At 71.0% G+C, this 20181-nt stretch carries 16 protein-coding genes; 10 read left to right on the forward strand and 6 right to left on the reverse strand.

Going from position 1 to position 20181, the window contains the following annotated elements; genetic code table 11:
- Window positions 1-127 precede the first annotated feature (127 nt).
- From BIV25_RS16150 to BIV25_RS16160, 3 genes are all read left to right on the forward strand, one after another.
- Window positions 128-1513, forward strand: a complete 1386-nt coding sequence (locus BIV25_RS16150; protein ID WP_071373022.1) for an aspartate ammonia-lyase — start codon at window positions 128-130, stop codon at window positions 1511-1513.
- Between the two features lie 84 nt (window positions 1514-1597).
- Window positions 1598-2287 carry a DUF402 domain-containing protein gene (locus tag BIV25_RS16155; protein WP_071373023.1) on the forward strand — a complete coding sequence of 230 codons (690 nt, stop codon included), beginning with the start codon at window positions 1598-1600 and terminating at the stop codon, window positions 2285-2287.
- Between the two features lie 301 nt (window positions 2288-2588).
- A complete protein-coding gene (locus BIV25_RS16160) occupies window positions 2589-4655 on the forward strand; it encodes an ATP-binding SpoIIE family protein phosphatase (protein ID WP_071373024.1) in 2067 nt (688 codons plus the stop codon).
- Window positions 4656-4716: 61 nt separating this feature from the next.
- Here the strand turns inward: BIV25_RS16160 and BIV25_RS16165 are convergent, their stop codons facing one another.
- Entirely contained in the window at window positions 4717-7086 is a 2370-nt protein-coding gene (locus BIV25_RS16165) for a transglycosylase domain-containing protein (protein ID WP_071373025.1), read from the reverse strand.
- A 224-nt stretch (window positions 7087-7310) separates the two neighbouring features.
- On the opposite strand from BIV25_RS16165, the gene BIV25_RS16170 reads away from it, so the two are divergent.
- The 5 genes from BIV25_RS16170 (at window position 7311) to BIV25_RS16190 (ending at window position 12159) form a co-directional block, all read left to right on the forward strand.
- Window positions 7311-8258 (forward strand): SPFH domain-containing protein, encoded by a 948-nt coding sequence (locus BIV25_RS16170; protein WP_071373026.1) that lies wholly within the window; start codon window positions 7311-7313, stop codon window positions 8256-8258.
- The gene (locus BIV25_RS16175; protein WP_371273027.1) at window positions 8204-8527 is read left to right on the forward strand and encodes a hypothetical protein; all 324 of its coding nucleotides are present in this window, start codon (window positions 8204-8206) and stop codon (window positions 8525-8527) included. Before BIV25_RS16170 ends, BIV25_RS16175 begins: the two co-directional genes overlap by 55 nt.
- 94 nt (window positions 8528-8621) lie before the next feature.
- On the forward strand, window positions 8622-9146 hold the full coding sequence (locus BIV25_RS16180; protein WP_071373028.1) for a PadR family transcriptional regulator: 525 nt from the start codon (window positions 8622-8624) through the stop codon (window positions 9144-9146).
- The gene (locus tag BIV25_RS16185; RefSeq protein WP_071373029.1) at window positions 9143-9832 is read left to right on the forward strand and encodes an ABC transporter ATP-binding protein; all 690 of its coding nucleotides are present in this window, start codon (window positions 9143-9145) and stop codon (window positions 9830-9832) included. The genes BIV25_RS16180 and BIV25_RS16185 overlap by 4 nt, the downstream gene beginning before the upstream one ends.
- Window positions 9829-12159: an ABC transporter permease gene (locus tag BIV25_RS16190; protein ID WP_071373030.1), complete on the forward strand. Its 2331-nt coding sequence runs from the start codon at window positions 9829-9831 to the stop codon at window positions 12157-12159. The genes BIV25_RS16185 and BIV25_RS16190 overlap by 4 nt, the downstream gene beginning before the upstream one ends.
- 112 nt (window positions 12160-12271) lie before the next feature.
- Here BIV25_RS16190 and BIV25_RS16195 read toward each other — a convergent pair whose 3' ends face one another.
- On the reverse strand, window positions 12272-13219 hold the full coding sequence (locus BIV25_RS16195) for a LysR substrate-binding domain-containing protein (RefSeq protein ID WP_371273029.1): 948 nt from the start codon (window positions 13217-13219) through the stop codon (window positions 12272-12274).
- 142 nt (window positions 13220-13361) lie between these two features.
- Here BIV25_RS16195 and BIV25_RS16200 point away from each other — a divergent pair, with 142 nt between their 5' ends.
- Window positions 13362-13916, forward strand: coding sequence for a peroxiredoxin (locus tag BIV25_RS16200; RefSeq protein WP_071373032.1), 555 nt, complete (start codon window positions 13362-13364; stop codon window positions 13914-13916).
- A gap of 3 nt (window positions 13917-13919) precedes the next feature.
- Complete coding sequence (locus BIV25_RS16205) at window positions 13920-14453, forward strand: alkyl hydroperoxide reductase (protein WP_071373033.1); 534 nt, start codon at window positions 13920-13922, stop codon at window positions 14451-14453.
- Window positions 14454-14475: 22 nt separating this feature from the next.
- Here the strand turns inward: BIV25_RS16205 and BIV25_RS16210 are convergent, their stop codons facing one another.
- The 4 genes from BIV25_RS16210 to BIV25_RS16225 all read right to left on the reverse strand — a co-directional run bounded on the left by BIV25_RS16210 (window position 14476) and on the right by BIV25_RS16225 (window position 19579).
- Window positions 14476-15813, reverse strand: a complete 1338-nt coding sequence (locus BIV25_RS16210) for an AI-2E family transporter (RefSeq protein WP_071373034.1) — start codon at window positions 15811-15813, stop codon at window positions 14476-14478.
- A 139-nt stretch (window positions 15814-15952) separates the two neighbouring features.
- Window positions 15953-16660 carry a transglycosylase SLT domain-containing protein gene (locus BIV25_RS16215; protein WP_177235301.1) on the reverse strand — a complete coding sequence of 236 codons (708 nt, stop codon included), beginning with the start codon at window positions 16658-16660 and terminating at the stop codon, window positions 15953-15955.
- 399 nt (window positions 16661-17059) lie between these two features.
- Entirely contained in the window at window positions 17060-18385 is a 1326-nt protein-coding gene (locus tag BIV25_RS16220) for a PhoH family protein (RefSeq protein WP_071373036.1), read from the reverse strand.
- Between the two features lie 420 nt (window positions 18386-18805).
- Complete coding sequence (locus BIV25_RS16225; protein ID WP_071373037.1) at window positions 18806-19579, reverse strand: isoprenyl transferase; 774 nt, start codon at window positions 19577-19579, stop codon at window positions 18806-18808.
- Window positions 19580-20181: the final 602 nt, after the last annotated feature.

Consider the following 20181-nt stretch of genomic DNA (forward strand, 5'->3'; position numbering starts at 1 on the left):
CCTCGCTGCCGCCGATACCCGTCCCCCGCTTCCGGACCGCTTCCGGTCCGCCCGCGCACCGAGCGGGCCGCCACCCGCCCGGCCCAGCCCCCGGAACAACCCGACGCCCCGGGTCGCTGTACCGGGCATGAGCGAATACCGCATCGAGCACGACTCCATGGGTGAGGTCCGGGTCCCGGCGCAGGCCAAGTGGCGCGCGCAGACGCAGCGGGCCGTCGAGAACTTCCCCGTGTCCGGCCAGCGCATCGAGCGCGCCCACATCGAGGCCCTCGCCCGGATCAAGGGCGCCGCCGCCAAGGTGAACGCGCGTCTCGGGGTGCTCGACAAGGACGTCGCCGAGGCGATCCAGGAGGCGGCGGCGGAGGTGGCCCGCGGGGACTGGGACGAGCACTTCCCCGTCGATGTGTTCCAGACCGGGTCCGGGACCTCGTCCAACATGAACGCCAACGAGGTCCTCGCCACCCTCGCGAGCGAGCGGCTGGGCCGGGACGTGCACCCCAACGACCACGTCAACGCCTCGCAGTCGTCCAACGACGTGTTCCCGTCCTCGATCCACATCGCCGCCACCGCCGCCGTCACCCACGACCTGATCCCGGCCCTCACCCATCTCGCCGACGCCCTCACCCGCAAGTCCGAGGAGTTCGCCGACGTCGTGAAGTCCGGCCGGACCCACCTCATGGACGCGACGCCCGTGACCCTGGGGCAGGAGTTCGGCGGGTACGCGGCCCAGATCCGCTACGGCGTCGAGCGGCTGACCGCCTCCCTGCCCCGGCTGGCCGAGCTGCCGCTCGGCGGCACCGCCGTCGGGACCGGGATCAACACCCCGCCCGGGTTCTCCGCCGCCGTCATCGAGGAGGTCGCCCGCGCCACCGGACTGCCGCTCACCGAGGCCCGCGACCACTTCGAGGCACAGGGGGCCCGGGACGCCGTCGTGGAGACCAGCGGGCAGCTGCGGACCATCGCCGTCGGGCTCACGAAGATCGCCAACGACCTGCGGTGGATGTCCTCCGGGCCGCGCACCGGGCTCGCCGAGATCCGGCTCCCGGACCTGCAGCCCGGTTCGTCCATCATGCCGGGCAAGGTCAACCCGGTCGTGCCCGAGGCCGTGCTGATGGTCGCCGCCCAGGTCATCGGGAACGACGCCACGATCACCACCGCCGGTGCCGCCGGGAACTTCGAGCTGAACGTGATGCTCCCGGTCATCGCCAAGAACGTGCTGGAGTCCGTGCGGCTGCTCGCCAACGTGTCCCGGCTGCTCGCCGACCGGACCGTCGACGGCATCACCGCCGACCGGGAGCGGGCCCGTGAGTACGCCGAGTCGTCCCCGTCCGTGGTCACCCCGCTCAACAAGTTCATCGGGTACGAGGAGGCCGCGAAGGTCGCCAAGAAGTCCCTCGCCGAGCGGAAGACCATCCGGGAGGTGGTGCTGGAGGGCGGGTACGTCGAACGCGGCGATCTGACGGCGGAGCAGCTCGACGAGGCGCTGGATGTCCTCCGGATGACGCGTCCGTAACCCCGAGCGAACCTTTCCGGCCACCAGCGGGGATCCGTGATGTGCGCCGCAGCGTCGGATGCCCGCGGCACCTAATATCTGTGCATGACGGACGTTGGAGCGATGACGAGCACGGCGGCGGGGCCCGCGGACCACTGGACCCCGGGGACCCCGATCCTGTGGCGCTACCGGGAGAACGCCGGCGACCACGTCCACATCGCACGGCCCGTCACCGTCGTACGCGACGACGCGGATCTGCTCGCCGTGTGGCTGGCCCCGGGCACCGAGTGCGTGAAGCCGGTGCTGGCCGACGGCACGCCGGTGCACCAGGAGCCGCTCCGGTCCCGCTACACCAAGCCGCGCACGGTGCAGCGGGACCGCTGGTTCGGCACCGGTGTGCTGAAGCTGGCCCAGCCGGGCCGGCCGTGGTCGGTGTGGCTGTTCTGGGAGCCGGGCTGGCGGTTCAAGAACTGGTACGTCAATCTTGAGCAGCCGCTGGTCCGTTGGGAGGGCGGAGTGGACTCCGAGGACTACTTCCTGGACATCTCCGTACACCCGGACCGCAGCTGGCACTGGCGTGACGAGGACGAGTTCGCGCAGGCCCAGCGGGACGGGCTGATGGACGCCCGGACGGCCCGAACGGTGCGGGTGGCGGGGCAGGAGGCGATCGAGGTCGTCGCCGCCTGGGGCGCTCCGTTCGCGGACGGCTGGCAGCACTGGCGCCCGGATCCGTCCTGGGCGGTACCGTCTCTCCCCGAGGACTGGGACCGTACGCCCGCGCATGTGTCCTCATGAGACCCTTGATGCGCCCCCGGGCATGAAACGTAGGATCGTCCTCCGCAAGGGCGCATATGAGCAACAACTGTCGGAGCATGCGCCGGGCTTGACCGATCGTCACCGAGGGGCGGCAGGACGTGAGCGAGGGGCACCAGGGCACCACCACCACCGCCGGCCCGCCGGGACACGCCGGTGGCGCAGGAACAACACCTGAGCACGCGGGAATTCCGTTCCTGGGGCACGTATTGCGGGTATCGGGATTTCGGCGGGACCAACTGCGCGCCCGGCGTGCAGACCCGGACGGATGGATGCGACACGCGTGACGGAGCAGCCCACCTCCTTCGAGCGCCCTCAGGGCGCCGACCCCGCGGAGGGCCGCGGGGCGTTCCTGCGTACCCAGAAAGCCCCCGGCGCCTCGGCCTTACCGGCGCAGGCCGTGGGACAGGACGGCAAGGGGACACAGCCCCCGGTCGGCAAGGGGAAGGAGCCCCCAGTCAACGGCCCCGAGCACTCCCAGCCCGCCGCCGCGGACGCCGGCGCACACCGCCCCCGCCCGGCACCGGAGGGCATTCCGCCCCAGCCCGGTGCCGAGCAGGAGCGGTCGGCCGCCGCCCAGGAGCGCCGTACCGGACGCGGCCTGCCGCCCGGCCGGCCGATGCCGATGCGGCGTGACGGCGACCGGCTCAGGTTCGTGGGCGCGGCCACCCGGCGCATCGCGCGCGGCCTCGATCTGGACGAGATCGTGATGGGGCTGTGCCGGGCCACGGTGCCGACGTTCTCGGACGCGATCCTGGTCTATCTGCGCGACCCGCTGCCGGTCGGCGACGAGCGGCCCACCGGCCCGGTGGTGCTGCGGCTGCGCCGCAGCGACCGGATACCGGAGGAGCGGGACACCGAGGGTGTCCTGCTGCCGCCGGCCTTCGACCCCGAGCCGGAGCCGAGCGTGCTGGCCGAACTGTCCTCGCTCACCACGGAGCTGTGCGAGGTGCGCCCCGGCGGCGCGCTGAACGAAGTGCTGCGCGGTGTCCGGCCGGTGTTCGCGGACGCGCCCGCCGCCCGGGCCGCGCTGCCCGAGCTGCTCGGCGACGGCGGCGAGGCACTCGTGCCGTCCGGGCAGCACGCGATCCTCGCCCCGCTGCGCGGCCGGCGCCGGGTGATCGGGGCGGCCCTGTTCCTGCGCCGCCCGGAGCGGCTCGCGTTCGAGGCGGACGACCTGCTGGTCGCCGCCCAGCTGGCCACGCACAGCGCGCTGGGCATCGACAAGGCGGTGCTGTACGGCCGGGAGGCCTACATCGCCGACGAGCTCCAGCGCACCATGCTGCCCGAGACCCTGCCCCGCCCGACCGGCGTCCGGCTGGCCTCCCGCTATCTGCCGGCCGCCGAGACCGCGCGGGTCGGCGGCGACTGGTACGACGCGATCCCGCTGCCCGGCAGCCGGGTCGCGCTGGTCGTCGGCGACGTCATGGGGCACTCCATGACCTCGGCCGCGATCATGGGCCAGCTGCGCACGACCGCGCAGACGCTGGCCGGTCTCGACCTGCCGCCGCAGGAGGTGCTCCACCACCTGGACGAGCAGGCACAGCGGCTCGGCACCGACCGCATGGCGACCTGCCTCTACGCCGTCTACGACCCGGTCACGCACCGCATCACGATCGCCAACGCCGGGCATCCGCCGCCCGTGCTGCTGCACCTGGGCGGCCGGGCCGAGGTGCTGAAGGTGCCGCCGGGCGCCCCGATCGGGGTCGGCGGTGTCGACTTCGAGGCGGTCGAGCTGGACGCGCCCGCCGGAGCCACCCTGCTCCTCTACACCGACGGCCTGGTGGAGTCCCGGCTGCGCGACGTCTGGACCGGCATAGAGCAGCTGCGCGAGAAGCTCGCCGCGACCGCCCGGCTGACCGGCCCGGACCATCCGCCGCCGCTGGAAGCCCTGTGCGACGAGGTGCTGGACATGCTCGGGCCCGGCGACCGGGACGACGACATCGCGCTGCTCGCGGCCCGCTTCGACGGGATCGCGCCGAGCGACGTCGCGTACTGGCGGCTGGATCCGGAGGAGACGGCCCCCGGCCAGGCCCGCCGGCTGGCCCGCCGCGCGCTGGCCCGCTGGGACCTCGAGGACCTGACGGACTCGGTGGAGCTGCTGGTCAGCGAGGTCGTGACGAACGCCGTGCGGTACACCTCCCGGCCGGTGACGCTCCGGCTGCTGCGGACCGACGTGCTGCGCTGCGAGGTCGGCGACGACGTGCCGCAACTGCCGCGGCTGCGCCAGGCCCGCGCCACCGACGAGGGCGGGCGCGGCCTGTACCTGGTCAACAGGCTGGCCCGCCGCTGGGGCGCGACCCGGCTGAGCGCCGGCAAGGTGGTGTGGTTCGAGCTGAACCGGAGCTGAGTGCTCCGCACACGTCAGGGAAGGGCGCCCCGGGGTCCCGGGGCGCCCTTCGTGTGCGCTCCTACTGGCCGGCGCTCTGGCCGAAGTTCTGGCCGCCGCCCGGATCGAGCGGGTCGCCGGTGACGCCGCCCGTCGGCGGCGTCGTCGGCGGCTGCGTGGGAGGCGTGGACGTCGGCGGCGGGGAGGGCGGCGTGGACGTCGGCGGCTTGCTGGTCGCCGGCCGCGACGGCGGCGCGGACGTCGGCGGCTTGCTGGTGGGCGTCTTCGACGGCGTGTGGGACGGCGTCGAGGGAGTCGTCGGCGTGTAGGCCGGCTGGACGGCCGCGCCCTGCGTGGTGTTCAGGTCGAAGCTGCTGACGTCGCCCATCGCCCCGAAGGTGTACGCGGCCCAGATCTTCGCCGGGTAGTCGCCGCCGTTGACGCGTCCGGGACCGCCGGTGGGGCCGAGCAGGCCGGTCGCGCCCATCATCGGAACCTGCGCGTGGGTCTTGGCGGACTCGCCGAACAGGCCGACCGAGGTGACCAGGCCGGGCGTGTAGCCGGTGAACCAGGCCGACTTGTTGTTGTCGGACGTACCCGTCTTGCCGGCGACCTGCTGGCCGTCTCGCTCCGGGTTGCCGGCCACCGACTGCTGGGCGGTGCCGTCGTCGACCACGCCGGTGAGCACCGAGGTGACCGTGTCGGCGGCGGTCCTGCTGATCACCTGGTCGCCGATCGGGTCCGGCAGGTTGACCGTACGGTCCTTGTGCTCGGCCGACTTGATGATCGCCGGGGTGACCTTCTTGCCGTGGTTGTCGAGCGTCGCGTAGATCCCCGCCATCTCCAGCGGGCTCGCGCCCATGGAGCCCAGCGTCTGCGCGGGGACCGCCTCCATGCCCTTGGTGTCCATGCCGAGCTTGCCTGCGGTGGCCATCACCTTGTCCATGCCCACGTCGACGCCCATCTGCGCGAAGACGGAGTTGACGGAGTCGTTCATAGCCGTCTGGACAGTGATGTTGCCGTAGTTGTGGTCGTCCTCGTTCGGCGGGCCGAAGCCGACCTTGGCGCCGCCCGACACGGCCTGGCGGCCGCTCGTGCCGTCGTAGATCGTGTTCGGGGTGATCGCCCGGCCGTCCTGCGTCGTGGCGCCGCCGTCCAGGGCGGCGGCGAGGATCACCGGCTTGAAGGTGGAGGCGGGCTGGTAGTCGCGCCGGGTCGCGTTGTTGGTGAAGTGCTTGAAGTAGTCCGTGCCGCCGTACATGGCGAGGACCTTGCCCGTCGTCGGGTCGACGGAGACGGCGCCGGGCTGCACGTCGCCGTCGACGGAGCGCTGCTTCGCGTCCAGCTTGCTGGTCAGCTGGTCCTTGACGGCCTGCTCCAGCTGGGTCTGCTTCTTGCGGTCGATGTTGAGCGTGATGGTCCAGCCGCCCTTCTTCACCAGCGCCTCGGCATCCCCGACGCTGGCGGCGTCCCCCTGGGACACGAGCTGCTTGTAGAGCGCCGAGTTGGCCGCGTCCACCAGGTAGCCGGACTGTCCCTTCATGCCCGGCGCCGCCTTGGGGGCCTCGGGGGTCTCGAACTTCATGGCCTGGCGCTTGCCCGGGTCCAGCCAGTGCTGCTTGACCATGTTGTCCAGGACGTAGTTCCAGCGGGCGACCGCCAGCTTCTTGCCCGTGTCGCTGGCGAGCGCCCAGTCGTACTGGTTCGGCGCCTGGAGCAGCGCCGCGAGGTAGGCGCCCTCCTGGACCGTGAGGTCCTTGGCGTCCTTGCGGTAGTACGCCTGCGCCGCGGCCTGGATGCCGTAGGCGCCGCGGCCGTAGTAGCTGGTGTTGATGTAGCCCGCGAGGATGTAGTCCTTGGACTTCTGGCGGTCCAGCTTCAGCGAGATGACCAGTTCCTTCAGCTTGCGCGAGACGGTCTGGTTCTGGTCCAGGTAGTAGTTCTTGACGTACTGCTGGGTGATCGTCGAACCGCCCTGGGTGCCGTGTCCCTCAAGGGTGTTGAGGATGCCGCGGGCAGTGCCCTTCAGGTCGACTCCGGAGTCCGAGTAGAAGGTCTTGTTCTCCGCCGCGACGAAGGTGTGCTGGACGTCCTTGGGGACCTGGGCGAGGTCGACACTCTCGCGGTTGAGCTCGCCGGTGCGGGCGAGGACCGTGCCGTCGCTGTACTTGTAGATGTTGCTCTGCAACTGGGCGGTGGCGTTGCCCGCCGGGATGTCGATCGTCATGTACAGCACGACGAACGCGCCGATGACGAGCAGCACCAGGCCGAAGAACGTCCCGAGGATCTTCTTCCAGGTGAAGAGCCTGCGTATTCGGCCCTTGGGGGGTTTGCCGCCGGCCGGTGCGGACGGGGAGGCGGTGGCGGCCGGCGCGGACTGCGAGCGGCCTCGCCTGGGCGCTGCGCGGTGGCCGCCGCGCTGTCGCGCTCGTCTCTCGTCCGCTCGTCCCATGGGTCCCTACGCTCCGCTTCCGTCTCGGGGTCAGCTTCGAAAGCTAACACCCGCCTCTATGACAAAGGGCGTCCGATCCGCTCTTTTACGGACGTGACAATCAGCACCCGCCCCAACGGAACCGACGACTGACGAGGCCACAGGGTTGCTTCGGCGGGGAAAAGTGTTATCACTTAGATAGGTCGGCGATAGATGCCGTCGACACCACCGAAACGGGGACCACCATGACCACGAACGACTCCGCACCCGAGGCGCTCGGCGCACCCGACGCACCCGCGATGCCCGCTCCCCGTACCCGGGAGTTCACCGCGCACAGCATCGGCGGCGGGCTCGCCCTGCTGCTCGGCCTGCTGGGACTCGGCGCCACCGCCGCGCTGATCGCCACCGCCTCGGCCGTCTCCGCCCCTGGCGCCAAGGCCGGGCTCATCGTCGCCGGGATCGTCGTCTTCCTCGCCGCGGTCATCTCGCTGCGCGGCCTGAACACGGTCGCGCCGGGCGAGGCCCGGGTCGTCCAGCTCTTCGGGCGCTACCGGGGCACGATCCGCGAGGACGGCCTGCGCTGGGTGAACCCCTTCACCTCGCGGACCCGCATCTCCACCCGGGTGCGCAACCACGAGACCGCCGTACTGAAGGTCAACGACGCCTACGGCAGCCCGATCGAGCTGGCCGCGGTCGTGGTCTGGAAGGTCCAGGACACCGCGCAGGCCACCTTCGAGGTGGACGACTTCACCGAGTTCGTCGCCACGCAGACCGAGACGGCCGTGCGGCACATCGCCATCGAGTACCCCTACGACTCCCATGAGGAGGGCGGGCTGTCGCTGCGCGGAAACGCCGAGGAGATCACCGAGAAGCTCGCCGCCGAGCTGCGAATCCGCGTACAGGCGGCCGGAGTCGAGATCATCGAGTCGCGCTTCACGCATCTCGCGTACGCTCCCGAGATCGCCTCCGCGATGCTCCAGCGGCAGCAGGCCGGCGCGGTCGTGGCCGCCCGGCGGCAGATCGTGGACGGCGCGGTCGGCATGGTCGAGACGGCGCTCGCCCGCATCGCCGAGGCGGACATCGTGGAACTGGACGAGGAACGGAAGGCGGCGATGGTGTCCAACCTGATGGTCGTGCTGTGCGGGGACCGGGCCCCGCAGCCGGTCCTCAACACCGGGTCCCTCTACCAGTGACGGACTCCCCGGACTCCCCGGACACCGCGGACTCCCCGGACGGCACTCCGCGGACGCCGAAGCGACGGCCGCAGCAGCGCAAGCAGGTGCTGCTGCGGCTGGACCCGTCGGTGTACGACGCACTGGCCCGCTGGGCCGGGGACGAACTGCGCTCCGCCAACGCGCAGATCGAGTTCCTGCTGCGCCGCGCGCTCGCGGAGGCGGGCCGGCTGCCGAAGGAGACGGGGCCGATGCCACGCAGAGGCAGGCCGCCTGTTTCGGAACCGTGACAATCGGCTCCCACCTGCACCGCCGTACTCCGGGCCATGATCTGCACACTCGGTGTATACACACCTCGTATACACCGTGTGTAGAGTGCTCGTCATGTCCATCGGTCACACCCTCCTAGGGCTCCTGGAGTCCGGCCCGCGCCACGGCTACGACCTGAAGCGGGCCTTCGACGAAAAGTTCGGTCAGGACCGGCCGCTGCACTACGGCCAGGTCTACTCGACGATGTCCCGACTGCTGAAGCACGGCCTCGTCGAGGTCGACGGGATAGAGGCCGGCGGCGGCCCCGAGCGCAAGCGGTACGCGATCACCGACGCCGGCATCACCGACGTCGAGCGCTGGCTCGCCACTCCGGAGAAGCCGGAGGAATACCTCCAGTCGACGCTCTACACCAAGGTCGTCCTCGCGCTGCTGACCCACCGCGACGCGGCCGACATACTCGACACCCAGCGCGCCGAGCACCTGCGCAGCATGCGGATCCTGACCGACCGCAAGCGCAAGGGCGACCTCGCGGACCAGCTGATCTGCGACCACGCGCTGTTCCACCTGGAGGCCGACCTGCGCTGGCTGGAGCTGACCGCCGCGCGTCTGGACAAGCTCCGTGCGGAGGTGACCCGATGAACGCCCCCGCCGGCTCCCTGCTCGCCGCCGAAGACCTGCGCAAGGCCTACGGCCCCACCGTCGCGCTCGACGGCGCCGAGTTCTCCATCCATCCCGGCGAGGTCGTCGCCGTCATGGGCCCCTCCGGCTCCGGCAAGTCGACCCTGCTGCACTGCCTCGCCGGCATCGTGCCGCCGGACTCCGGGTCCATCGTCTACGACGGCCGTGAACTCGCCGGCATGAACGACGCCCAGCGCAGCGCCCTGCGCCGCTCCGACTTCGGCTTCGTCTTCCAGTTCGGCCAGCTCGTACCCGAGTTGACCTGCGTGGAGAACGTGGCCCTCCCACTGCGGCTGAACGGCACCTCCCGCAGGCAGGCCGAGAAGGCCGCGCTCACCTGGATGGAGCGCCTGGAGGTGGACGACCTGTTGGGCAAGCGGCCCGGCGAGGTCTCCGGCGGCCAGGGGCAGCGCGTCGCGGTGGCGCGGGCGCTGGTCACCGGGCCCCGTGTGGTCTTCGCCGACGAACCGACCGGCGCGCTGGACTCCCTCAACGGCGAGCGCGTGATGGAGCTGCTGACCGACGCGGCCCGCTCCAGCAACGCGGCCGTCGTCCTCGTCACGCACGAGGCCCGGGTGGCCGCCTACTCCGACCGCGAGATCGTCGTACGCGACGGCAAGTCCCGGGACATGGAGCGCGTGGCATGAACGCACGTTGGGGGCGGGACCTCGGCATGGGCGTCAAGTTCGCCTTCACCGGCGGGCGCGAGGGCCATGTCCGGGTGCTCCTGACGGCGGTCGGCGTCGGGCTCGGCGTGGCCCTGCTGCTGCTGACGACCGCGATACCGAACGCGCTGTCGGTACGGCACGCCCGCGACGACGCCCGCATGGACTACACCTACGGTCCGCCCCGCGCCAAGGCCGCGAACACCCTGGTGATCTCCGACGCCGACACGACGTACCACGGCGAGGACGTCCGCGGCCGGCTGGTGGAACCGGAAGGGCCCAAGGCCCCCGTCGCCCCGGGCCTGACGAGGTACCCGGCGCCGGGCGAGATGGTCGTCTCGCCCGCGCTGAAGGAGCTGCTCGGCTCCGGCGACGGCGCGCTGCTGCGCGAGCGGCTGCCGTACCGGATCGTCGGGACGATCGCCGAGAAGGGCCTGATCGGCTCGCGCGAACTGACCTACTACGCCGGCGGGAAGAACCTCGCGGCACACATCGACGGGTGGAAGACGGCCCGGATCTCCGGGTTCGGGCGCCCCGCGGCGTCGTCGAACAGCATGGACCCGGTGCTGATCCTGCTGATCCTGGTCGTCTTCGTGGTGCTGCTGATGCCGGTCGCGGTGTTCATCGCCACGGCCGTACGGTTCGGCGGCGAGCGGCGCGACCGCCGGCTGGCCGCGCTGCGGCTGGTGGGCTCCGACAGCCGGATGACCCGGCGGATCGCGGCGGGCGAGGCGCTCGCCGGATCGCTGGTCGGGCTGGCCTTCGGCACGGTCTTCTTCCTGCTCGGCCGCCAGCTCGCGGGCTCGGTCGAGGTCGTGGGGATCAGCGTGTTCCCCAGCTATCTCAACCCCTCGCCCGCGCTGGCCGTCCTGGTCGCGGTCGCCGTGCCCGCGGCGGCGGTGCTGGTCACGCTGTTCGCGCTGCGCAGGGTGGTGATCGAGCCCCTGGGCGTGGTCCGTACGGCCAAGCCCACGCGCCGCCGGCTGTGGTGGCGGCTGCTGCTGCCGGTCGGCGGCCTCGCGATGCTCGCCCCGATGATCGGCCAGGGCCGCTCGAACGGCGACTTCAACGCGTACCTGGTGATCGGCGGTGTCCTGCTGCTGCTCATCGGCGTGACCACGCTGCTGCCCTGGGTCGTCGAAGCGGTCGTGGCCCGGCTCGGACGCGGCTCGGTGGCCTGGCAACTGGCCGTACGGCGGCTGCAGTTGAGCAGCGGCTCGGCGGCCCGCATGGTGAACGGCATCGCGGTCGCGGTGGCCGGAGCGGTCGCGATGCAGATGCTGTTCGCGGGCGTCCAGGGCGACTACACCAAGAACACCGGGCAGGACACCACCCGGGCCCAGATTCAGGTCAACCTGTCCCGGGGCGCCGACTTCGGCCGGGCCGCCGGGCAGTTCGCGGCCACCAAGGGCGTCCGCAGGGCGACCGCGATCGGCAGCACCGAACTGGGCGACGGGAACTGGCGGAGCGGGCCCTCCCACACATCACTGCTCACCGTCGGCACCTGCGCGGCGCTGCGCGAGGAGGCCCGGCTGACGTCCTGCACGGACGGGGACATGTTCGTGGCCACGGGCGGGACGAACGACGCGGACGTGGCCAGGATCGTCCGGCCGGGCCGCACGCTCCACATCGACGACGTCAACGGCACCGGCCGCGGCAAGGACGTCACCTGGACCGTGCCGGGCGGGCTGCGGCAGGCCACCGCGATCACCGGCCCGAGCGGGACCAGGGACAGCGGTGTGCTGCTGACCCCGGGCGCCGTGCCCGAGCGGATGCGCCACCTGCTGAACGCGACGGTCTACCTCTCGGTGGACACCTCGGTACCGGACGCGTTCGAGCGCGCCCGCAACACCGCGGCGCGGATCGACCCGCTCGCGGACGCGATGGAGTGGTCGGCCACCCAGCGGACGGCGCAGTTCTCCTCCATCCGCACCGGTACGTTCGCCGGCGCCATCTGTGTGCTGGCGCTGATCGGCGCGAGCCTGCTGGTCTCCCAGCTGGAGCAGCTGCGCGAACGCCGGAAGCTGCTGTCGGCGCTGATCGCCTTCGGCACCCGGCGGCGCACGCTGAGTCTGTCGGTGCTGTGGCAGACGGCGATCCCGATCGCGCTCGGCCTGCTGCTCGCCTCGGCCGTGGGGCTGACGCTCGGCGTGGTGCTGCTGAAGATGGCCGGCTCGACGGTCGGCGTGGACTGGCCGAGCGTCCTGGGGCTGACCGGCGCGGGGGCGGCGGTGGTCCTGACGGTGACCCTGTTGAGCCTGCCGCCGCTGCTGCGGCTGATGCGGCCGGACGGACTGCGCACGGAGTAGCGCACGGTGCACTGTGGGCCCCCTCCCCTCCGGAGGGGGCCCACAACCGCTTCCTCACAGGCTGTGTTCCCGCACGACCCTCCGCGCCTGGTCATTTGATCGCTTCGCGGGCTCAGGCGTCCGGGCCGAGCACCCGCACCGGCAGCGCGGCGAGCGCTCCGCGCAGCGCCACGGCCAGCTCCTCGTACTCGGCCGCCCGCGCGGCCCCCGCCCGCATGGCGAAGGCGACCCGGCGGCTCGGCGCCGGGTCGGCGAACGCGCCGGTGAGCAGCTGGCTGCTGCGGGCGGTCTCCAGCTTCAGCGCCGTACGCGGCAGCAGCGTGCAGCCGAGGCCCCCGGCGACGAGCTGGACCAGCGTGGACAGACCGGCCGCCGTGGTCGTGACCGGGGCGTCCTCGCGCCCGGCCTCGCGGCAGATGTCGAGGGCCTGGTCGCGCAGGCAGTGGCCCTCGTCCAGGAGCAGCAGGTTCAGCTCCTTCAGCGCCTCGCGCGGGATGCCCTCGCGGCCGCCGAGCCAGTGGTCGAGCGGGGTAACGAGCATGAAGTCCTCGTCGAAGAGCGGGAGTTCGGCCACACCGGGCACGCCGAGCGGGACCGCCAGCAACAGCAGGTCCAGGCGGCCGGAGTGGAGGCCGTCCAGCAGGCTCGCGGTCTGCTCCTCGTGCACCTGGAGGTCGAGCTGGGGGTAGCGGTCGTGCACGAGCCGCAGCACGGTCGGCAGCAGATACGGCGCGACCGTGGGGATCACGCCGAGGCGCAGCACCCCGGTGAACGGCGCCCGGACCGCCTCGGCCTCCTCCAGCAGCGCGCCGACCGCCTCCAGCACCGCCTTGGCCCGCACCGCGAGCCGCTCACCGGCGGGCGAGAGCAGCACCTTGCGCGTCGTACGCTCAAGGAGGGTCACGCCGAGGGTCTCCTCCAGCGCCGAGACGGCGCCGGACAGCGCGGGCTGACTCATCCCGATCGCGGCGGCCGCGTCCCGGAAATGCAGATACTCGGCGACGGCGGCGAAGGCCCGCAGCTGTGCGAGGCTCGGCTGTCTCCGTCTGCCGCTACTGATGGTCACTGATAACCACCTCCGATCAACAAGACCGAGTGTAGCTATTTCACTAATCAATGCACCCTGTGCCACCATCAGCAGCGTCCAACCCATCACGGGAAACTCCCCCAAAAGGGGTGTTTCTTCGCTGCAAGGAGAGCGTGTGCTCACTGTCGGTGACAAGTTCCCCGAGTTCGAACTGACCGCCTGCGTCTCGCTGGAGAAGGGCAAGGAGTTCGAGCAGATCCACCACAAGTCCTACGAGGGCAAGTGGCTGGTCGTCTTCGCCTGGCCGAAGGACTTCACCTTCGTCTGCCCGACCGAGATCGCCGCGTTCGGGAAGCTGAACGACGAGTTCGCCGACCGTGACGCCCAGATCCTCGGCTTCTCCGGTGACTCCGAGTTCGTGCACCACGCCTGGCGCAAGGACCACCCGGACCTGACCGACCTGCCGTTCCCGATGCTGGCCGACTCCAGGCACGAGCTGATGCGCGACCTGGGCATCGAGGGCGAGGACGGCTTCGCACAGCGCGCCGTCTTCATCGTCGACCCGAACCGCGAGATCCAGTTCACCATGGTCACCGCCGGTTCCGTGGGCCGTAACCCCAAGGAGGTCCTGCGGGTCCTGGACGCCCTGCAGACCGACGAGCTGTGCCCGTGCAACTGGAGCAAGGGCGAGGACACCCTGGACCCGGTCGCGCTGCTGGCCGGTGAGTGACCCATGTCGCTCGACTCGCTGAAGTCCCGCGTCCCGGACTACGCCAAGGACCTGAAGCTCAACCTGGGCTCGGTCATCGGCAACTCCGACCTGCCGGCGCAGCAGCTGTGGGGCACGGTGCTGGCGACCGCCATCGCCTCCCGCTCCCCGATCGTGCTGCGTGAGCTGGCGCCGGAGGCGAAGGCGAACCTCACGCCGGAGGCGTACGACGCGGCCAGGTCCGCGGCCGCCGTCATGGCGATGAACAACGTCTTCTACCGCACGCGCCACCTGCTGTCCGACCACGAGTACGGCACCCTGCGCGCGGGCCTGCGGATGAACGTCATCGGCAACCCGGGCGTGGACAAGGTCGACTTCGAGCTGTGGTCGTTCGCGGTCTCCGCGATCAACGGCTGCGGCATGTGCCTGGACTCGCACGAGCAGGTCCTGCGCAAGGCCGGCGTGGAGCGCGACGTGATCCAGGAGGCGTTCAAGATCGCCTCCGTGGTTCAGGCCGTGGGCGTCACGCTGGAGGCCGAGGCGGTCCTCGCCGAGTAAGGCCGTTGTCCGAGGGCCCCGTTCACTCCGCGTGGACGGGGTCTTCGGCGTTCTGCGGCTCGGCCGCGGGCGGGGCGGGAGCCTTCTGCTGTTGCAGCTCTTCCGAGTACTGCTTCAGATATCCGACCACCGTGTTCGTCACCGCCACCAGCGGTACGGCCACCACGGCGCCGCCGATGCCGGCCACCATGCCGCCGGCCGCGACCGCGAGGACCACCGCCAGCGGGTGGACGCGGACCGCGCGGCCGAGGATGAACGGCTGGAGGACATGGCCCTCGATCTGCTGCACGGCGAGGACGACGACGAGGGTCATGACGGCGGTGAAGACGCCCTGGGTGACCAGGGCCACGATCACCGCGAGGGCGCCGGAGGCGACGGCGCCGACGAGCGGGATGAACGAGAACAGGAAGATGAAGACGGCCAGCGGGACGGCCATCGGCACGTTGAGGAAGTAGATGCCGATGCCGATGAAGGTGGCGTCGATGAGGGCGACCAGGACCGTGCCGCGCACGTACGCGGTCAGGGTGCGCCAGGCACGCGGGCCGGCGCCGGCCACGCCCGGACGGGCGGCGGCGGGCACGAGCTTCAGGAACCACTCCCAGATGCGCTTGCCGTCGTAGAGCAGGAACAGCGTCGAGAAGAACACCAGCAGCAGGCCGGTGAGGAAGTCGACGATGACCTGGACGCCCTCCAGACCGGCGGACGTTATCTGGTCGGTGTTGGCGCCGATCGCCTCGCGCAGGTTCTTGGCGATCTGGTTGATCTGCTTGTCGGTGACGTGGAAGGGGCTCTTCAGCAGCCAGTTGCGCAGGTCGTCGATGCCGGACTGGATCTGGCTGGAGAGCGTGTCGATGTTCTCCATGACCTGCCAGGTCACGAACCAGGCCATGAGCCCTATGACGACGAAGCCGCTGATCGCGGTGAGCGCGGTGGCCGGGCCGCGTGGTACTCCGCGGCGGGTGAGCCGGGCGACCGTCGGCTGCAGCAGCGCGGTGACGAGCAGGGCGATGACGAAGGCGAACACCACCAGCTGGACCGCGCTGATGACCTGGATCAGCACCCAGACGGTCCCGGCGAGGACCAGTAGCCGCCAGCCCGCCTCGGCGGCGACGCGTACGCCCCAGGGGACGGCCAGGGCCGGGTCGGGGCGGGGGCCGGTAGACGGCACGGTGGGGCCGGCCGGGGGCGGGGGGTCGGCGACTGGAGCCGGGGGCCCGGCGACCGGGGCGGGAGCCGGAGGCTCGGGCGCGGCGAGCGGGTCGCTCTCCTGCTCCACCTCCGCGCGGCGCTCGTCCAGGCGCTCGCTCATCTCGGTGAGGCCGGCACCGAGCTTGCCGAGCCACCCTGGCACTCGCGACATGATCCGTCCTCTTCCCCCGCGTCCCCGCGTGTTCGCCACCTCTCCTCCCCCAGGAGGTATCCGGGTAGACCGTACAGGGCGAAAGCCCCTCCCCTGAGGACGGGGAGGGGCTTCGCGAGGTTGAGAGCCGCGGCCGGACTCAGTAGTTGCCGTTCGCCTGCCAGTAGGTCCAGGCGTCGCACGGGCTGCCGTACCGCTCGTTCATGTAGCTCACGCCCCACTTGATCTGGGTGGCCGGGTTGGTCCGCCAGTCGGCGCCCGCGGACGCCATCTTGCCGGCGGGCAGGGCCTGCACCAGACCGTAGGCACCGGAGGCGGCGTTGACCGCCTGGTAGTTCCAGGTGGACTCGCGGGTCACGATGTTGCTGAAGCACTGGTACTGGCCGGCCGGCACGATCTGCCGGGCGATGGCCTGGACCTGCGCCACGGTGTAGGAGGACTGCACCGGGAAGCTGGAGTCGCCGCCGCCGGGGTCGGTGCTGCGGCTGGCCGCGGCCTGCGTCTCCGTGCGCTGCTTGGCTTCCTCCGCCGCCTTCTCGGCGGCCGCCTTCTTCGCGTACGCGGTATCGGCGGCTGCCTTGCGGGCCGCTGCCTCGGCGTCCTTCTTGGCGCTCGCGTCCGCGGCGATGGCCTGGGCGTCGGCCTGCTGCGTCAGGGACGCGGTCTGGACCTGGGCCTGCTGACCCGCGGGTATGTCCGCGAGGAGCGTGGTGTCGGCAGCCGTCGACTCGGCGTCGTTGTTGTTGTTCTGCGCGACGCTGCCCGACGCAACTCCGACGACGCTTCCGACGGCGGTGACCGCGGTGGCCGAAGCCACTGCGAATCCCCGGACCGAAATCCGGCTCACACGGTTTCCTTCCAGCATCGCCCGCTTCGGTGACCCTGGCGGACGCAATCGTGCCCCTGGCACTGGCCTCCCAACTGCGGGGTCACGGGAGGCACGGGCCCGGTGGGCAACTCCCCCGGAGGGAGCGCCGTGTGGTGCTCGGGCGGCATACGACGAACTCTATGGAGTTGGTGATGCTTCTGTGGTGCTGTACCGCTGGGGGTACAGGTGTGTCGTATGCGGGGCCTGACAGGACTGAGACTCTGCCGTAACCGGCCGCCGGGTGGCAATTCTGTGTTGCGTGTGAAAGCTCACATCCCGTTTGGCCCAGGGGATTTCCGGAAAGCTCCACAAGCCGAGACGCCGCCCGGCTAGGCTCTTGGCCTTTGCCGGACGGCGTCAACTGCGCTGCGGGACGGGTCAGATGTGACCTTCCTCCAGCATTTCGGTCACAAGCGCCGCGATCTGGGACCTCTCGGACCTCGTCAGCGTGACGTGGGCGAACAGCGGGTGCCCCTTCAGCTTCTCGACGACAGCGACGACACCGTCGTAGCGACCGACCCGCAGATTGTCCCGTTGTGCCACGTCATGGGTCAGAACGACCCGTGAATTGGCGCCGATCCGGGACAGAACGGTCAGCAGGACGTTCCGTTCGAGCGACTGCGCCTCGTCCACGATCACGAACGCGTCGTGCAGCGAGCGGCCCCGGATGTGGGTGAGCGGCAGGACCTCCAGCATGCCGCGCGCGGTGACCTCCTCGATGACCTCACGGCTGGTGACCGCCGAGAGCGTGTCGAAGACGGCCTGCGCCCACGGGCTCATCTTCTCCGCCTCGGTGCCGGGCAGATAGCCCAACTCCTGGCCGCCGACCGCGTACAGCGGCCGGAAGACCATCACCTTCTGGTGCTGGCGGCGCTCCAGGACCGCCTCCAGGCCCGCGCACAGCGCCAGCGCCGACTTGCCGGTGCCGGCCCGCCCGCCCATCGAGACGATGCCGACGTCCGGGTCGAGCAGCAGGTCGAGCGCGATGCGCTGCTCGGCGCTGCGGCCCTTGATGCCGAACGCCTCGCGGTCGCCGCGCACCAGGCGGACGTTGCCCTCGGACGTGACCCGGCCGAGCGCCTTGCCGCGCTCCGACTGGATGGTCAGGCCGGTGTGCACCGGGAGGCCGGCGGCCTCCGGGACGTACACGTGCCCTTCCTCGAAGAGGACGTCCACCTGCTCGCCGGGCAGGGTGAGTTCGGACATCCCCGTCCAGCCGGAGTTCTCCGTGATGGCCAGTTCGGCGCGGTACTCCTCGGCGAGGAGGCCCACGGACGAGGCCTTGATGCGGAGCGGCAGGTCCTTCGACACGACGGTGACGTCGTACCCCTCGGCCTGTAGGTTGCGGGCCACCGCGAGGATGCGGGAGTCGTTGTCCCCCAGGCGGTAGCCACTGGGCAGCACGCTGGGGTCCGAGTGGTTGAGCTCGACCCGTACGGTCCCGCCGAGTTCCCCGATCGGGATGGGGGCGTCGAGGCGGCCGTTCTTCACCCGGTAGTCGTCCAGCAGGCGCAGGGCCTGCCGGGCGAAGTAGCCGAGCTCAGGATGGTGCCTCTTGGCCTCCAGCTCCGTGACCACGACGATCGGGAGCACGACCTCGTGCTCGTCGAAGCGGGTCAGGGCGTTCGGGTCGGCCAGCAGGACGCTGGTGTCGAGAACATAGGTGCGCCGGTCTGGCTTGTGGCGCTTTGTGCTGGTCACCACGGAAGGACGTACCCCCTCGGATGAGGTCGGGGAGCGACGAGGTGGAAACTGGGCCGGGAGGGTGGGGAAAATCCCGCCGACGAGGGCGGGAAGGCCCCGTCCGGGAGGACGGGCAGAGACCAGGCCGGCCGCCGGCCCTCGCACACGGCGGGCCGAGAACCGGCCCTCCGCGGCTGCTTCCGTGCAGTGACCGCACGGTCGGGCTGGTGCAAAGGGCCTCCCGGGCGGACGGCCCCGTGCCGCCCGCTGAGATCCGACGCCCGTGGTTCGGGCGTCAACCTGTCTGGCTTATGCCCTCGAACATGCGCCGCCATGCAAATGCGGCCAACAGCGCGCCGGTGAACTCCTGGTGACGTCCTTCTGAACCAGGGCGCACGGCAACGCCCCGTCACCGGGCGGCGACGGGGCGTGCGGCGGAGGTCAGCCGCCGTAACGGCGGTGACGTGCGGCGTAGTCGCGCAGCGCGCGCAGGAAGTCGACCTTGCGGAAGGCCGGCCAGAAGACCTCGCAGAAGTAGTACTCCGAGTGAGCGGTCTGCCAGAGCATGAATCCGGACAGCCGTTGTTCGCCGCTGGTGCGGATGACGAGGTCCGGGTCGGGCTGCGCGCTGGTGTAGAGGTGACGTCCGATCATCTCGACGTCGACGGACTCGGCGAGGTCCTCCATCGCCACGCCTCGTTCGTGCGCGTCGAGCATCATGGAGCGCACGGCGTCGGCGATCTCCTGCCGGCCGCCGTAGCCGATGGCCACGTTGACCACTATTCCGTCGATGTGGGCGGTGGCCTCCTCGGCCTCCTTCAGGGTGCGCTGCATTCCGCCCGGCAGCAGGTCGAGCGCGCCCACATGGTGGACCCGCCAGCGGCCGTCGGCGGCCAGGGAGCGGACGACGCCCTCGATGATGCCGAGCAGGGGGACGAGTTCCTCCTGCGGCCGGTCGAAGTTGTCCGTGGACAGCAGCCAGAGGGTGACGACCTCGACGTCGGTCTCGGTGCACCAGCCGAGGAACTCCTCGATCTTCTCGGCGCCGGCCCGGTGGCCGTGCACGGTGGTCGAGCCGGACGCCTTCGCCCAGCGGCGGTTGCCGTCCATGATGACGCCGATGTGCTTGGGCACCTGATCGTGGTCCAGGTGGCCCTCCACCCGGCGTGCGTAGAGCCTGACGAGCAGGCTGCGCAGGGTGTCGCGCAGGTTCACGTGGCCCTCCGGGGGATTGGCGGGAGAGGTGGGTGCCGGAGCCGTGCGGCGCCTGAGGCGTTGAGCCTACCGGTGCGCGGGGCTTGCCACGGCTCGGGGTTTGGGACTGAGGGGTTCGTGCGGGTTCGTCGTCGGCTGGGGGTCATGGGTTGGGGTACATGGGCGGCGGATCGGTGGACTGCGGGCCGGCGGGCTGCGAGCGGGTGAGGCTCGTCGCGCCCACGGGGCGGGGCCACATGCCGGGCGCAGCCCCGCGCCCTCCCTGATGGGGACGTCGGCCCGATGCTGAGCGGTTCCGGAGCGCGGGCAGAAAAAACGGGCCGGTCCGTGGGGGGGAGACGGACCGGCCCGAGGGGGGGTTTCCACCATAACCCTTCGTAAGGGATGGTGGGTGCATCGGCGTGGAACAACTACTCTCCGGAATCATCCGGCGACGCCCCGGCGACTGCGGAAGCCTGGATCCAAGGGTGGCTCATGGCTGGTTCACAGCGGAATCCCAGGGAAAACCAGTCGACTACGAAGGCATTCGGAAGAATTCGTAAGGTTTGAGCCATTTTGAGGACTCTGCGGTGAGTTGTCCGTGGGTCCCCCCGACGGGCTAC

Origin of the sequence: Streptomyces sp. MUSC 14 (assembly GCF_001866675.1) — a bacterium.
GTDB lineage: Bacteria > Actinomycetota > Actinomycetes > Streptomycetales > Streptomycetaceae > Streptomyces.

Coding starts and splice junctions, on each gene's coding strand:
- BIV25_RS16150 (WP_071373022.1), top strand. CDS start 128: ATGAGCGAATACCGCATCGAGCACGACTCCATGGGTGAGGTCCGGGTC.
- BIV25_RS16155 (WP_071373023.1), top strand. CDS start 1,598: ATGACGGACGTTGGAGCGATGACGAGCACGGCGGCGGGGCCCGCGGAC.
- BIV25_RS16165 (WP_071373025.1), bottom strand. CDS start 7,086: ATGGGACGAGCGGACGAGAGACGAGCGCGACAGCGCGGCGGCCACCGC.
- BIV25_RS16170 (WP_071373026.1), top strand. CDS start 7,311: ATGACCACGAACGACTCCGCACCCGAGGCGCTCGGCGCACCCGACGCA.
- BIV25_RS16180 (WP_071373028.1), top strand. CDS start 8,622: ATGTCCATCGGTCACACCCTCCTAGGGCTCCTGGAGTCCGGCCCGCGC.
- BIV25_RS16185 (WP_071373029.1), top strand. CDS start 9,143: ATGAACGCCCCCGCCGGCTCCCTGCTCGCCGCCGAAGACCTGCGCAAG.
- BIV25_RS16190 (WP_071373030.1), top strand. CDS start 9,829: ATGAACGCACGTTGGGGGCGGGACCTCGGCATGGGCGTCAAGTTCGCC.
- BIV25_RS16205 (WP_071373033.1), top strand. CDS start 13,920: ATGTCGCTCGACTCGCTGAAGTCCCGCGTCCCGGACTACGCCAAGGAC.
- BIV25_RS16210 (WP_071373034.1), bottom strand. CDS start 15,813: ATGTCGCGAGTGCCAGGGTGGCTCGGCAAGCTCGGTGCCGGCCTCACC.